The sequence below is a fragment of the Alteromonas sp. 4NH20-0056 genome, assembly GCF_057539655.1.
The window spans coordinates 184,834-199,918 of sequence record NZ_BAAJLS010000005.1; the positions used below are offsets into that span (position 1 = coordinate 184,834).

General features: G+C 44.4%; 13 protein-coding genes. 7 read left to right on the forward strand and 6 right to left on the reverse strand.

Going from position 1 to position 15,085, the window contains the following annotated elements:
- Window positions 1-52 precede the first annotated feature (52 nt).
- Window positions 53-1,084, reverse strand: coding sequence for a LacI family DNA-binding transcriptional regulator (locus tag AC27EZ_RS11275; RefSeq protein ID WP_487135402.1), 1,032 nt, complete (start codon window positions 1,082-1,084; stop codon window positions 53-55).
- Between the two features lie 255 nt (window positions 1,085-1,339).
- Between AC27EZ_RS11275 and glnS the strand changes: the two genes are divergently transcribed.
- Window positions 1,340-3,007 carry a glutamine--tRNA ligase gene (gene glnS / locus AC27EZ_RS11280; RefSeq protein WP_487135403.1) on the forward strand — a complete coding sequence of 556 codons (1,668 nt, stop codon included), beginning with the start codon at window positions 1,340-1,342 and terminating at the stop codon, window positions 3,005-3,007.
- A 66-nt stretch (window positions 3,008-3,073) separates the two neighbouring features.
- Here glnS and AC27EZ_RS11285 read toward each other — a convergent pair whose 3' ends face one another.
- Both AC27EZ_RS11285 and AC27EZ_RS11290 read right to left on the reverse strand, forming a co-directional pair.
- Window positions 3,074-3,817 (reverse strand): YciK family oxidoreductase, encoded by a 744-nt coding sequence (locus tag AC27EZ_RS11285; protein WP_487135404.1) that lies wholly within the window; start codon window positions 3,815-3,817, stop codon window positions 3,074-3,076.
- 221 nt (window positions 3,818-4,038) lie between these two features.
- Entirely contained in the window at window positions 4,039-6,633 is a 2,595-nt protein-coding gene (locus AC27EZ_RS11290; RefSeq protein ID WP_487135405.1) for a VolA/Pla-1 family phospholipase, read from the reverse strand.
- A gap of 470 nt (window positions 6,634-7,103) precedes the next feature.
- Here AC27EZ_RS11290 and sohB point away from each other — a divergent pair, with 470 nt between their 5' ends.
- Window positions 7,104-8,126 (forward strand): protease SohB, encoded by a 1,023-nt coding sequence (sohB, locus tag AC27EZ_RS11295; protein ID WP_487135542.1) that lies wholly within the window; start codon window positions 7,104-7,106, stop codon window positions 8,124-8,126.
- Window positions 8,127-8,213: 87 nt separating this feature from the next.
- The gene (locus AC27EZ_RS11300; protein WP_487135406.1) at window positions 8,214-8,846 is read left to right on the forward strand and encodes a TetR/AcrR family transcriptional regulator; all 633 of its coding nucleotides are present in this window, start codon (window positions 8,214-8,216) and stop codon (window positions 8,844-8,846) included.
- A 4-nt stretch (window positions 8,847-8,850) separates the two neighbouring features.
- Here the strand turns inward: AC27EZ_RS11300 and AC27EZ_RS11305 are convergent, their stop codons facing one another.
- Window positions 8,851-9,186 (reverse strand): hypothetical protein, encoded by a 336-nt coding sequence (locus AC27EZ_RS11305; RefSeq protein ID WP_487135407.1) that lies wholly within the window; start codon window positions 9,184-9,186, stop codon window positions 8,851-8,853.
- Window positions 9,187-9,356: 170 nt separating this feature from the next.
- Between AC27EZ_RS11305 and AC27EZ_RS11310 the strand changes: the two genes are divergently transcribed.
- From AC27EZ_RS11310 to AC27EZ_RS11320, 3 genes are all read left to right on the forward strand, one after another.
- The gene (locus AC27EZ_RS11310) at window positions 9,357-10,118 is read left to right on the forward strand and encodes a Nif3-like dinuclear metal center hexameric protein (RefSeq protein WP_487135408.1); all 762 of its coding nucleotides are present in this window, start codon (window positions 9,357-9,359) and stop codon (window positions 10,116-10,118) included.
- Between the two features lies 1 nt (window position 10,119).
- A complete protein-coding gene (locus AC27EZ_RS11315) occupies window positions 10,120-10,860 on the forward strand; it encodes a methyltransferase domain-containing protein (RefSeq protein WP_487135409.1) in 741 nt (246 codons plus the stop codon).
- Between the two features lie 79 nt (window positions 10,861-10,939).
- A complete protein-coding gene (locus AC27EZ_RS11320; RefSeq protein WP_487135410.1) occupies window positions 10,940-12,499 on the forward strand; it encodes an amidase family protein in 1,560 nt (519 codons plus the stop codon).
- A 47-nt stretch (window positions 12,500-12,546) separates the two neighbouring features.
- Here AC27EZ_RS11320 and AC27EZ_RS11325 read toward each other — a convergent pair whose 3' ends face one another.
- Complete coding sequence (locus AC27EZ_RS11325) at window positions 12,547-13,581, reverse strand: 2-hydroxyacid dehydrogenase (RefSeq protein WP_487135411.1); 1,035 nt, start codon at window positions 13,579-13,581, stop codon at window positions 12,547-12,549.
- Window positions 13,582-13,599: 18 nt separating this feature from the next.
- A complete protein-coding gene (locus tag AC27EZ_RS11330; protein ID WP_487135412.1) occupies window positions 13,600-14,082 on the reverse strand; it encodes a glutathione peroxidase in 483 nt (160 codons plus the stop codon).
- Window positions 14,083-14,158: 76 nt separating this feature from the next.
- Between AC27EZ_RS11330 and AC27EZ_RS11335 the strand changes: the two genes are divergently transcribed.
- A complete protein-coding gene (locus AC27EZ_RS11335) occupies window positions 14,159-15,019 on the forward strand; it encodes an NAD(P)-dependent oxidoreductase (protein WP_487135413.1) in 861 nt (286 codons plus the stop codon).
- Window positions 15,020-15,085: the final 66 nt, after the last annotated feature.

Sequence of the window (15,085 nt, forward strand, 5' to 3'; positions counted from 1 at the left end):
GGCGTAAGGTGAAAGCCTCTTCATTTTATTTCCCCATAGCGCTTGTTATGGGTTACTGAGCCTCCTGAGAACCACAGGACTGTCTAACTATGACCTCTGCTGGCATCAGGTAATCTTCTACCGTCTCTTTCGTTATTGCCTTTATTAGCGTTGTCACTAAAAGCTCCCCAGCCAGCTTAGTATTTTGATGCACTGTGGTTAGGGCAGGCGTCGTGAATGCTGAGACAGCAATATTGTCGTAACCTACTACCGCGATGTCGTCAGGCACATTAAATTGTGTTTTTCTCAATGCTCTAAGTACGCCCATCGCAATAAGGTCGGAGGCACACACGATGGCATCCACACTGATGTTTCTTTCTAATAGCGTTTGGGTGGCCTCGTACCCGGCTTCTTCTGTAGAAATTGCGTCATAATGTGTTGAGGTGGTGTTTAACCCTTTAGACGTCAGCGCGTTAAGATAGCCTTGGTAACGGGCCATGAATTCCGGGGCTTGATTTCCAGAGTCGCCAATGAAGACAAAATGTTTGCGACCAAGCTCAATAAGGTGCTCAGTTATACGTTTTCCGCCTTGAAAATTATCACACCCTATACTGACGCCTGGATGTTCAGTATCCGGTGCACCCCAACGTACAAAGTGTGTCCCTTGTGATTCAAGCTGTGCAACCTTTGCGCGGTAGTCTGTGTAATCACCATAGCCCAGCAAGATAATACCGTCGGCTTTGTTAGAATCTTCGTATTCTGCTTGCCAATCATCGTCCATGTTTTGAAATGAAACCAGTAGATCGTAACCCGCGGTAGCGCACGCGCGCGTGATACTGCCAAGCATTGACAAGAAGAAGGGATTAATCATTGAATCATCTGAAGTAGGATCTTCAAAAAGTAATAGTGCGATAGTATTGCTTTTTTGCTTTCTCAAGTTACTGGCATTTTTATCGACTTTATAATTCAGCTCTTTTGCTATGCGTTGCACACGTTCGCGAGTCACTAGATTGACCAATGGGCTATTGTTCAATGCACGAGATACTGTAGATTGAGATACACCGGCTAAGTGTGCAATATCAAAAGAGGTTGCTTTTTCTTTCATAAACACCATTTCTGCAAACACGACGTCACTATCGCATATTTAGATTACCATAATAATTGTGGTTCACTGAAATTTTGACGCTGTTACGCTAATTTTACACAAATGAAAGGCGAAGAGCGCATACTTGCAGCACAAATAGTGTGTAAACTAACCACTTGTATGGCAGGGTAAAATAAAACATGGTTGTCATAATTGTGTCGGTGTTATACTCACGCCACTATCAAGAATTAATTAATGCATAAGGGGAACATGCGAATGGCCGAGACTGATCATCGTCCGACCAATTTTATCCGTCAAATCATCGATAAAGACCTTGCCAATGGTTTGCACGACACCATCAAAACTCGCTTCCCGCCAGAGCCTAACGGCTTTTTGCACATTGGTCATGCGAAGTCAATTTGTCTTAATTTTGGTATTGCCAAGGATTACACGGGCACGTGTAACCTGCGGTTTGACGATACTAACCCAGCGAAAGAAGATATTTCATTCGTTAATTCCATTAAAGAAGACGTTAAATGGCTTGGCTTTTCGTGGGACGGCGAAGAACGCTATTCTTCAAAGTACTTCGACCAACTGCACGCCTACGCTAACGAACTTATCGACAAAGGGTTGGCATACGTAGATTTCTCTTCTCAAGATGTGATGCGTGAACTTCGCGGCACGCTTAAGGAGCCTGGTAAGAACAGCCCATATCGTGATACGGATGTTGAAACAAACAAACGTGAATTTGCGAAAATGACGGCGGGAGATTATCAAGAAGGTGAGTGCAGTTTACGCGCTAAAATTGATATGTCTTCTCCGTTCATGTGTATGAGAGACCCTGTAATTTATCGCGTAAAACACGCCCATCACCACCAAACAGGTGACAAATGGTGTGTATACCCCATGTATGATTTTACTCACTGTATCTCAGATGCGATTGAGGGGATCACACACTCATTATGTACGTTAGAGTTTCAAGATAATCGTCGTCTTTATGATTGGGTTATTGAAAATATTTCGATCGATTGCACACCTAGACAATATGAATTTTCACGTTTAAACCTTGAATACACGGTATTGAGCAAGCGTCGATTGATTCAACTAGTTGATGAAAACCATGTTAGCGGTTGGGATGACCCGCGTATGCCAACGGTTGCTGGATTACGCCGTAGAGGTTACACCCCAGGTTCTGTACGTGAGTTCTGTAAGCGTATTGGTGTTACGAAGATGGATAACATGGTTGAAATGTCCATGTTAGAAGCATGTATACGAGATGATCTTAACGTTAACGCGCCTCGCGCCATGGCTGTACTCGATCCTATTAAAGTCATCATTGAGAATTATGATGAGGGTAAAACCGAAACGTTGACGGCGCCTAATCATCCGAGTGATGAAGCGATGGGCACACGTGAAATCGGCTTTAGTCGCGAAGTATGGATTGAGGCGGAAGACTTCCGTGAATCAGCGAATAAAAAATTCAAGCGCCTTGTGTTAGAGAAAGAAGTTCGTTTACGTAACGCGTATGTGATCAAAGCTAATCGTGTTGATAAGGACGATGAAGGAAACGTGACCACCGTTTACTGTACTTACGATGCTGATACTTTGGGTAAAGACCCAGCCGATGGCCGAAAAGTAAAAGGCGTGATCCATTGGGTTGATGCCGTTACCGGCCAGCAGGCAGAATTTAGATTGTACGATCGGTTGTTCAATGTTCCTAACCCTGCAGCAGAAGAGAGCTTTACTGATGCTATTAACCCAGATTCACTAGATGTGAAAATAGGGTGGGTAGAGAAGGGGCTTGCACAACATGTTCCTGATGCAGGTGCGTGGCAGTTTGAGCGAACTGGCTACTTCTGCCTAGATACGCAAAGTACCGATGACAAGCCGGTATTTAATAGAACCGTCGGTCTACGCGATACATGGGCAAAAAACGACGGTTAATTACTGTGCGTTATTTTTGACAATAAAAGCTGCGTTTTTACGCAGCTTTTTTTTTGCATTTATTGTCTATTTAGGTTGGCAATCGAGTGATTCACCATTTACTTTGAGGCTGTCATTACCCATTAAGTACAAGTACAACGGCATAATATCTAGTGGGGTTTTTAGCGTTTCAGGGTTTTCAGCAGGGAAAGCCTGAGAGCGCATTTTAGTTCGCGTACCACCTGGATTAATGCAATTAAATCTAATCGACTTGTTTCTGTATTCATCTGCAAGCGTTTGCATCACGCCTTCTGTAGCAAATTTAGACACCGCATACGTGCCCCAGAATGCACGTCCGTGTCGTCCCACACTTGATGTGGTAAATACCACAGAAGCAATTTCCGCTTTCTCTAGCACGGGTATTAACGCTTGGGTCATGTAAACCATACCGTTTACGTTCACCTGCATGACATCTTGCCATTCTTGTGCATCGATATCTTTGAACGCACTTAGATGACCCAACACCGAAGCGTTATGTAGCACGCCATCTAAGTGGCCAAACTGGTCGATAATAGTCTGTGCCATCTGTTGATAATGACTGGAGGTTGCGCCTTTTAAGTCCAGAGGAACAATGGCAGGCTCTGCGCCGCCTGCATTAACGATTTCATCGTAAACAGCCTCGAGTTTCGCGACCGTACGACCAAGCAAGATACATGTAGCACCGTGTTTTGCGTAAGTTTTTGCCGCTTGTGCGCCAATACCATCACCGGCTCCTGTTATTAGTATTATTTTGTTCTCAAGTAGATGATGAGGGGCTTGATAGTCGTTCATTTCATTCCTTAGCTATGCCCGATAGGCAGGCGTTACATACAGTCGCGGTTACTCGCGTGATCATACTCATACTGACAGACAAGTAAAGCAGCCGATAGGGGGGAACAATGATTAACAGGAAAGGAGAACATAAAAAAACCGATATCATCGCTGATATCGGTTTTTACAATCTCAATGAACAAAGCTAAACATTATTCATCAAATGAGGAGTGAATCTACATTTAGTTAGCGATAACTGACTCGTCAAAAATAACGACTGTTTCGCCACCAGTAGAAATAAACGCAGCCGCACCGCGTTGCATCTCAGTTGTTGCACCTGCACTAGGGCTTGGGTTTAACAATGAAGAATGCGAACCTTCGATAAAGCGAACTAAACCGTTACCCGGTGTCGTTGTTGATACGCCCATAACGCCTGCAAACTTAGCCAGTGGCTCAGTACCCGCAAACGTAGGTGCATTCACCGTAGAGTTAGGAATAACCTGATCAGGTAGCGCTGTGCTGCCGTCATCATTTGTGCCGCCGCCAATAACTTCATGGATGACAAAGTCAGAGTTTTCAGCAAGAAGACCGGCAAAGTTATTCGGATCAGACGCGTCTGTAATCGTTTGAGCGGCAAAAGCGAACTGTGCGAACGTAGCATCTACACTGGCTTTTGTTGCTGCATCAAGACCCGCGTAGAACTCGACGTAAGCAGGCACAAGTGCTTGCTCAGCAGTCAGTTCATTTGCTTGCGCGTATTGACCAACGAAGGCGACGAAGTCTGCTGAAGAGGCGGCAAGAAGGTTTGATTTGATTAAATTACCAAATGCTACAGATTCTAATAAGAAGGCTGCAGTACCGCCACCAGGCACACTGAATACCGCGCTATTGAACGCAAACATACCATCAAAGTTAGCAAGAGGGTTACCCTCACCAAATGACTCGTTTGACATTGCAACGCTGCTTATACCAGTAATTGACCCTAAGCTTTGACCTACAAATGATACGTCGTTAGCGTTAAGTTTTACCGAACCACCTGTGGTATCAACAACCGCATTCAAGCCAAGACGAAGCCCCATCACATCAACAACGCTCTGACGGTTGTTGTCACGGGTCGTTAGCAATGAAGCTAGGTTGAGGTAATCCGTTGGATTTCCGCCAACAGCCGCTGATGCGTTGACCATTTCACCGTCGATCATAAAGCCACGACTACCGTGAAGTGGGTGATCGATAGCAACCGTTGCGTACCCTGCTAATGATAATGCACCTGTAATCGCTAAGAAGTCTTCTTTGCGCGAGGTAATACCATGTTGCAAAATAACAACAGGCCAGCCTGCTTCAGGAACCGCCGCGATAGGGCTCACGCCTGACGCTGGGTTAGCAGCAACAATATTGATCACGTTGATATCAGGAACAGTAACTTGAACATCAAGCGTTTCAGTACCGTCCGGGTTACTACCTTTACGTGCAGGAATTGGGCTATAACGTGTTACATGGCGTAAGTCATTAATGCCTAGGTTAGTAAGATCTAAGTCTAATAATGTACCGCCGCTTGCGAGTTGGCATAGCTCATTATTTGGACCAGTAGTAATCGTACCGTTTGCAAGCAAGGCACCAATGTTTTCTGCACCAATAGTTTGCAGTGCTAGTCCATTAGTACACGCTGCAGACCAACGACCATTAAGCGGGTCTGCTGCATCAATATAATAAGGTAGGTTGATGCTACCTTGTTTCATCGACGCGGCACAAAACGGTGCTACTTGAGAGAAAACCTGTGTTGCCGTAGGGTTTAACGGTGACGCAGGGTTTAATACCGCAGATACAAGGCCTGAACACGTATTTAGACCAACTGCTTGCAGCTGTGCCAACGTCGCACTGCCTAATAGGGTCGGTGCTAATGCGTCAAACGCCGTATCAACCGGTGCTTCACCAATTGGAAGTACCGGCAGTGTGCCTGCTGCAACAGCTTGTGCTGGCGTTGCACCTTGTGCAAGCGCAGTGGCAAATGGCGCAATCGCGAGCGATTTAACGGTCTCGATGATCTGGGTAGTCGATTGTGTTGTGAATGTGTAACTAAATACAAGTGAATCACTACTTACGCCAGCTTGTGAAGTAAGCACACCTTCGTACGAATTAATAAGCCCTTGCAAACTAAGTTGTGACTCAGTTGAAAGAGGGAAGTTATTAATGTCTTGGCGCAGACTCTCGTAAGCAGTAGATGGTTTAATCGATTGGCCATCACTTGCTTTAAGCCCGTCGGTAACCGCTACATAGTAGGTGGTTGAACCTTTAAGCGGTTTAAGCGGAATAACAGCAACGTCGTTGCCGCTCGCCTGCGTGACGAAATCCACACCAAAAGTTAGCTCTTCGTATACTTTACAGCCAGAGATTGGCGGTGCAGTTCTACAGTCTGCGTCATTCAAATCACCGCCAATAGCCCCTTCAAACAAACGTACTGAACCAGGTGCTGCTGCCGACGCTGCGTCTAACGTGATACCCGCAGGGTGAGCGGTAGAGAAAGTAAACGGATGCTGCGTAGACCAACCATCAAGTGCGCCTAACGCCGCTGAGGGGTTACCAAAGTCAGGCATGCCGTTTGCAGCTTGACCTGCAACTTCATCTGGCATTTCTAATGTACCGTCATCCGTTTGTTCTACCAGAGCAAAAAACAAATCGCTTGGTACGTTAAGGACACTACCGGCAGGGTCAAACAAAATTCGTGAGGCAGGACGCTCTATTGGCGTTTCTGCTTGAATTGTTTCTAAGTCATCTCCGCCACCGCAACCAGCGAGCACAAATGCTGCAGAGATACTTGTGCTGATTAACAGTTTTTTCATTCTTTCTCCCAAGATACTAAGGTGAGTTGTCAACTCGATTGTTTCGTCATCCAACAATTGAAGAGCAATCATTGTTCAAACAGACTATTAACAAGTATGACCAGTTATCAATCACCTCATAGTATTGACTTTGTTATCTATTTGCAAAGGTTTGTTAAGTATTTGTTAGGGCTATTTTTCAATACAAGCCGAAAGTTTCTTATCTCGTTCGTGAAAACCGTTCACGTCGTTGAGTAAATATAGTGCGCCGGGAGCGGTTTACTAATAAAGTCGCTATTCTATTTGTTAAATGTGAGTAGCACTGCATGGTTGCGTTAATTTAATGAAGGTGATTAAGCAACCAGTGTCAGATTTCCGCACGCGAATAATATTGCAATTGTTGAACACAGCACCATATAAACGTATTAGAATAAAAAAGTAGGGCATTCACATGATGTGGCCCCCTGTTATAAAAGTACTAGGAGATGAGTTTGGAGTTTTTGTACGAATATGGTTTGTTTTTCGCTAAGGCCGTGACCTTGGTATTGGCCATCATTGTTGTGGTTTCAACAATTGTAGGCGTGGCGGCCAAGCAGAAACAAGGAAAAGGACAGCTAGAAATCACTTCGCTTTCGGCGCAGCTTAAAGATGTTACGCAATATGCTAAAGAAGTGTTGCTTGATAAAAATGCGTTAAAAAAATTAGCCAAAGCGCAGAAAAAAGAAGAAAAACAAAAAAATAAAACGAAAGATGATGAAGAAAATAAGTCGCGTTTATTTGTTGTCGATTTCAAAGGTTCGATGGATGCGCATGAAGTGGAGCACCTTCGTGAGGAAATTACTGCCATTCTTTGTATTGCCGAAAAAAATGATGAAGTGTTGGTACGGTTAGAAAGCGGTGGCGGTGTAGTGCATGGTTATGGACTCGCTGCATCTCAGTTGCAGCGTATCAAAGATAAAGGCATTACATTAACGGTCGCAGTTGATAAGGTTGCCGCGAGCGGTGGCTATATGATGGCATGTGTCGCTGATAAATTACTTGCCGCCCAGTTTGCTTATATTGGGTCTATTGGCGTATTGGCACAGTTACCAAACTTCAATAAGTTATTGAAGAAAAATGATATTGAGTTTGAACAACACACCGCAGGTGAATACAAACGAACACTGACTGTATTTGGTGAAAATAATGATGAAGGGCGTGCTAAATTTAAGGAAGAGATAGAAGAAATTCATGTACTTTTCAAAGATTTTGTTCATAGCCAGCGTCCAGATATGAATATCGAAAAAGTGGCAACGGGTGAATATTGGCCTGGGGTAAAGGCCAAATCCCTCGGTCTAGTTGATGAGATAACCACATCAGATGATTACATTTTATCTCACCATCCTGCCCGTGAAATTTTTAGCGTAAAATATGCGGTGAAGAAAAACGTTGCTGAAAAGCTAGGTATGTCTGCTGCTAAGGTTGCTGAACAGACGTTAATGCGCACATGGAGCAAGGCAAGGCACTGGTTCTAAATCTAGGTCTACGTCAAGGTCGAGCGTTACGCGTAACGTAAAGTTGTCGCGATAATGCTCTTACAAGTGATTGATACAAAAAGTATAATGGCAAAAACGACAAAAACCGATATTCTCAACACCGCCGAGCTGTTGTTTTCGCAGCAAGGGTTTACCCAGACCTCAATGCGTGAAATTACAACAGAAGCCGGTGTAAATTTAGCGTCTGTGAATTATCATTTTGGTAGTAAAAAGAACCTCATCCAAGCGGTACTGAAACGGTATTTTGATGCATTGATACCTGACGTCGAGGTTTGTTTGCAAAGCACAGACGTAGTGGTGGGAGTTGAAGGTGTTGATGCAGTGCTGCGTGCACTCATTGGCCCTATGCTTAGGCTTAGCGCTGTGCGGCCAAATGGTACGGCAATTTTCGTGCAGTTATTAGGGCGCGGATATAACGAAACCCAGGGGCACCTTCGTCGCTTTATTATGAGCGAATATGGACACACTATTCGCGCACTAGTTGGCGCTATTCAACAGTGCTTACCAACAATACCGCCAGAGGAACTTTTTTGGCGATTGCACTTTGCCATGGGAAGTTTTGTATTCTCTATGGCGTCAAGCCAAGCGTTAACCGAGATTGTTGAGTCCGACTTTCACCGGCATATCGATATATCTGAGGTTATCAGCCACCTTGTTCCGTTTGTCGCACAAGGCTTGGCCGGTAACCTCGACACCTAGCGTATTAACGGGGTAACGTTGAGCCCGGTGCATCTTCACGTAATTTTTCTGCCCAGAAGTCTTTGACGGAAAACTGGCCTTTTTTATTTGCTGTTGGTGGCGCTGATTTTTTAGGCGCTTTTTTAGTAGGAGCAGAAACGCGCTTCTCCTCTTTTGACGCTTTGCCGTTACCACTCATAAGATCTTCTGTCATTTCTTGAAGTTGCGCTAGACGAATATTTTTGCCGCCGTCCACGCTGTACCAACCACTTTTTGCTTCGATACTGGGCGCTGAACCGTGCTTTGCTTCATACGCGCTGGTAAAAGCAGCAATTACTGCTTCTTTATCTAAGTTTGCCATACATAGTTGCTCTTTGTTTTGTTATATTTACGGTCACTACTTACCCGCCTTGTTCCTTCGCAATGGCAGTATCATTTACTGCACCTTCTTTAGGAACTAAGGGTGTAACCAAGACACGCATTTTTATAACGTTTTTTGACCAATATGTCTAATTTTTAGCCGAGGATGATGTGGCGCTAACCAACATTGAACTAACTAACTACCTAAATACACTGCTAAAAAGCAATGAAATCAGTGATTATTGCCCAAATGGCTTGCAGGTAGAGGGGGCTACATCGGTCTCCAAAATTGTAACGGGTGTAACGGCATCTCAAGCGCTGATTGACTGCGCGATAGACGAGGGTGCAGATACACTCATTGTCCACCACGGTTATTTTTGGAAGGGTGAAAATCAAACCATAAGTGGTATGAAAAAAAATAGAATTAAAGCGTTGTTACAACATGACATAAATCTGTATGCCTATCATTTGCCTCTAGATGTGCACTGTATCTATGGCAATAATCAGCAATTAGGTCGTCTTTTAGAAATTGACGACATCTGCGCCGTTGAGCAAGTGAAGCCGCAAGGCGTGCTGATGCAAGGGCGCTTAACGCACAGCATATCAGCCCTTGAACTCCAATCACGCCTAAAGGTAGCCCTTGAGCGCGATGTGTTAATGGAGTCTCCATCCGATAAGTTGATTAGTCGTATCGCATGGTGCACAGGCGGTGGACAGGGCTTTATAGAACAGGCTGTCGAGGCGGGTGTCGATGCGTTTATTACCGGTGAAGTTTCTGAACAAACCATACACACTGCACGTGAAATGGGCATAAGCTTTTACGCAGCAGGGCACCATGCCACGGAACGCTATGGCGTAAAGTCGCTAGGAAACCACCTCGCAGATACGTTCGATGTAGACGTTACCTTCATTGACATTCCAAACCCGGCCTGACATGAAATCAGATATTGTCTTTGACGGCATTGCAAACAAATTTGCCGCGAACATCTATGGCACCAGTAAAGGGCAAATTAGGCACCGTATTCTTTGTCATGCTATGTCTCCTTTTCTTACGTCTCCCCAAAAAATTCTTGAAATAGGCGGTGGCACTGGAGTTATGTCAAAGCATTTGTGTGAATTGGGGCATTCAGTTACCTTGACCGATGCCTCAGAAGACGTACTAACCCATGCAAGAGTCTTATTGAAAGGTATCGATAACGTGCGTATCGAGCAGTCCTACCTTCAAGAAATAACAGACATCGACCAATATAATATGATTGTTTGCCATGCGGTGATGGAGTGGTTAGATGCGCCCTTTGACGCGATTCATTCACTTTATAAGCAGATGCAAAAAGGTGCGATGTTGAGTCTTAGTTTTTTTAATCATGATGCCAATCTTTTTGCCAACGCGTTGTATGGTAATTTCGATTATATTGCGAAAGGCATGAAGGTGAAAAAACAAGTTAAGCTTAATCCTAAACAACCCATGTCGGCAAAAGCGATGATTGAATTTTGTGAAAGTATTGGCTTCACCTTGAAGGCGAAAACGGGGGTGCGTTGCTTTCACGATTACCTTAAAGACAGAGAGCATCAAAAGACAAAGTTTGATGAATTGTTTGCGCTTGAAAAAGAATATTGTCAACGTGAACCTTATCTATGGTTAGGTAAATATTTCCATGTAATGCTGGAAAAATAGAAACGTTTTTCGTAAACACGTTATCAATACATTTTTGATAGTTTATATGGATGTCGGTGGAAAATAGTGCTACAAAATAGTGGCACAGTGGTTTCAATGGACGAACAAGGGCGAGAAAATGACGAGGCTTCCTCGGGATTTGTTGCATCAATTAACGCGCTGCGAGCTTAGCAGTAAAACGTTAACAACAGAGTTTATTAATAAAAATAAAGCACATGCTGCGCTCAACGCACTTGTTTGTGAGCGTTTTTTTGAGGCAGAAGAAGACGCGGGAAAGCGTGACCATCATATTCATCATTATGGTCAACCTATCGGTGTACTTCACGGTCTCCCTATCACAATAAAAGAATGTTTTGACGTAAGTGGTACCGCTTCCACTTTTGGTGTTAGTGCACGCAGAAATGATATTCCCAATCAAAATAATCTCTACATCGACGCGTTAATGAAAAGTGGAGCTGTGCTGCTTGGGAAAACTAACGTATCTCAGTTACTGTCATTTACTGAAACAGACAACCCGGTATTCGGCGTTACATTACACCCAAAAAATAAAAAGTACTCTTGCGGCGGCAGTAGCGGCGGCGAGGGAGCACTGGTTGGCGCTGGCCTGTCCCCCCTTGGGATCGGAAACGATATTGGCGGCAGTATTAGGATCCCTGCTGCTGCAAATGGATGTTGTGCAATCAAGCCTACCACTCAGCGTTTGCGTGACAACACGCGCTGTTTACCTGAACAAGATCTTATTCCCATTAAAGCGGTTGTCGGCCCTTTGTCTCAAGATGCGAGTACGCTACATAACGCGCTCACGGTATTGAATGATGCTGTGCAAGGAGAATGGCCCGTAGAGCCCTTGCTAGATTATCGTGACATCGACCTGTCATCGCTTAACATTGGATATTTTATCGATGATGGTGCGTTTCCTGTTGCCACTGCGGTTAAAAACGGTGTGCTTAAGGCAGTATCAGAACTTCAGGCCCTAGGCGCTCAGGTTATCGAATATGCCTTACCGTACGTTGATGAAGCAGAAGCTATTTTTTATGGTGCGATGTCGTTAGAAAAGGGGAAGTTTCTCTCTCAAGCATTGAAGGGAGACATACCAAACCAAAACGTCGCTATGCTACACAAAATTGTACCGTTGCCGCATAGCGTAAAAACCATGCTCTACTATTTACTGCGCGGGTTAGGTCAAAAGCATCAAAGCAGAATATTATCAATGGTAGGTCACTACACGCTCGACAACGTTGATGAACTAGAAACCCGTTTAGCGAATTACATCAAACAGGTTGAAGACAGTATGGCATCAACCTCGATAGGCGCGTTAGATGCAGTCATTAGCCCAATTTTGCCCGTACCTGCATATCTACAAAATAGCTTTAAGCATATCGGGCTTGGTGGGCGCTACAGTTTAATACATAACGTGACGGGATTTCCGGCTGGTATCGCGTGTATTGGCACGGTTGAAGAAAATGAAAGTAACCGACAGTTTAGTGGTATCGATATAGCAGAGCGTCAAGCAAACCATTGTATGAAAGCTGCGAAAGGGCTGCCGTTGTCGGTACAGATCGCCGCCCCCGCATGGCGTGAAGATATCGTGCTAGCCATTATTGATGCGCTGCATCAACCCTATACGCAAAAACTGTAGTGTCTATTGTGAACTCACAGTAATGCCAATAATAGCCGCCAATAACGCTAGGTAATGTTAACGATGTTATCGCTAACATTACCATCGAGTAACTCGCCAATCACCAAGATATTACGCAGTGTTGTTGACGCTATTTCATCAAGGGCTTCCTGTGTAAAAAAACCTTGATGTCCGGTAACTACGACATTGGGAAAGGTAAGAAGGCGTTGGAACACATCATCGCTAATAATATCAAGTGAGTGATCGCTAAAGAACAATTCGGACTCTCTTTCATACACATCCAACCCCAAGTAACCTAAATGGGATGACTTGAGCGCACGTATAACCGCTTTATCGTCTAACAAACCGCCTCTGGAGGTATTAATTAACATTGCACCTTTGGGCATAAGTGAAAGCGTATGGTCGTTGATAAGGTGGTGGCTCTCTTTATTCAAGGGACAATGTAATGTGACAATAGCGCTTTGGGATAACAGCGTCTCTATACTTACATACGCTACGTTGGGGCCCACAATACTTTCATTCGGGCATGGGTCGTAGCACAGTATTTTACAGCCGAAACCTTTAAGTATATCGATTACCGCGATGCCGATATTACCGGTACCCACTACGCCAACTGTCTTTCCATGGAGTGTAAACCCAAGTAGGCCATTGAGCGCAAAGTTACCTTCTTTTACACGGTTATATGCTTTATGTGTTTTTCTATTTAATGTAAGGATGAGCGCTAGCGTGTGTTCCGCAACGGTATGAGGGCTATAAGCTGGCACTCGTGACACCGCTATTCCACATTGCGTCGCTCTATTAATATCAACATTATTGAAGCCTGCGCAACGCAGCGTAATATGCGTTACGCCTTGTTGATGGAGAATATCGATTGTATCGGCTGACACGTCGTCATTGACGAAGACACAAACGGTGTTAAACCCCTGACATAACGCTGCAGACTCTTTTGTTAACCGATAATCAAAATACGTAATGCTAATTGCATTGCGCGCGTTTTCTCCAAGTATATTGTCACTATCGAGAAGGGTGTCAAAAACCGCTCGGTCGTAGGCTTGAGTACTAAACATCGCAATAGTATGCATGGTATCTATCTACTTTATCTATTCCGCTAGAAATGCTTCGATATCTTTTTGGATATCAGCAGGCTTGGTCGTTGGTGCGTAGCGATTTACCTTTGTGCCGTCTTTATTCACTAAAAACTTGGTAAAGTTCCACTTAATACGTTTAGAGCCTAATAACCCCGGTGCTTTGTCTTTCAGTTCGTTAAAAAGCGGGTGCGCATTACTTCCATTTACCTCAACTTTTTCAAAGACGGGAAACGTGACACCAAAGTTCATAGTGCAAAATTGTGCAATCTCTTCATTACTGCCGGGCTCTTGATTTCCAAATTGATCGCAAGGAAATGCTAGCACTTCAACACCACTATCTTTGAATGAAGTATAAAGTTTTTCAAGCCCGTCATATTGTGGTGTAAACCCACATTTACTTGCCGTATTGACAATGAGCAGCACCTTACCTTTAAGCGCATCAAGAGCGACTTTTTCCCCATTATTCTTAATTATTTCATGATCATAAAAACTCATTACCGTCTCTCTGTATAAGTTGCTAGGTTATTTGTTACACTCCAGTATAAACATTTCAACCAATAAGAGAATGGCGATGTCTCAGATAAAAGTAAGCTTTTTAGGGTTAGGCGTAATGGGTTATCCCATGGCGGGTCATTTAGCAAATGCTGGCTTTGACGTGACGGTATTTAATAGAACCACCTCAAAAGCTGAGCAATGGGTTAAGACATACGGTGGAAAGCGAGCAAATACGCCGTCAAGCGCGGTTGCTGATGCGGACATTGCATTTATGTGTGTTGGTGATGATAACGACGTGCGTATGGTCGGATTAGAGGCGCTTGATAATCTTAAGGCTGGCAGCATTTTAGTAGACCACACTACCGCATCCGCTGATGTAGCACGTGAGCTAGGCCAATTATGTAACGATAACAACGTAGGCTTTTTAGATGCCCCGGTATCGGGAGGGCAAGCCGGCGCAGAGAATGGTCAGCTTACGATAATGGTTGGTGGTGAAGAAACGGTTTTTGAACGTGCAAAGCCTGTTATGGATACCTATGCGCGACATGCTCAGTTGCTCGGTGCTGTTGGTAGCGGACAGCTTGCAAAGATGATGAATCAAATTTGTATAGCCGGCATCGTACAAGGGTTATCTGAAGCCCTGCATTTTGGACAGAAAGCGGGGTTGGATTGTAACGCAGTTATTGATGTGATCAGTAAAGGGGCCGCACAGTCCTGGCAAATGGAAAACAGAGCACAAACGATGCTCAACAACGCATTCGACTTTGGCTTTGCCGTGGATTGGATGCGCAAAGACTTATCGATTGCTTTAGATGAAGCACGAAAGAATGGTTCAACCCTCGCATTAACGGCCTTAGTCGATCAGTATTATGCTGATGTTCAAAAAATGGGGGGAGGGCGTTGGGATACTTCTAGTTTGTTAACGCGCCTAAAGTAGCCTCGGGGGGCGGTAAAGTCTGTAAAGAGGGCAGTCGTTATAACCTAGTCTTGCCCTCGACACAGA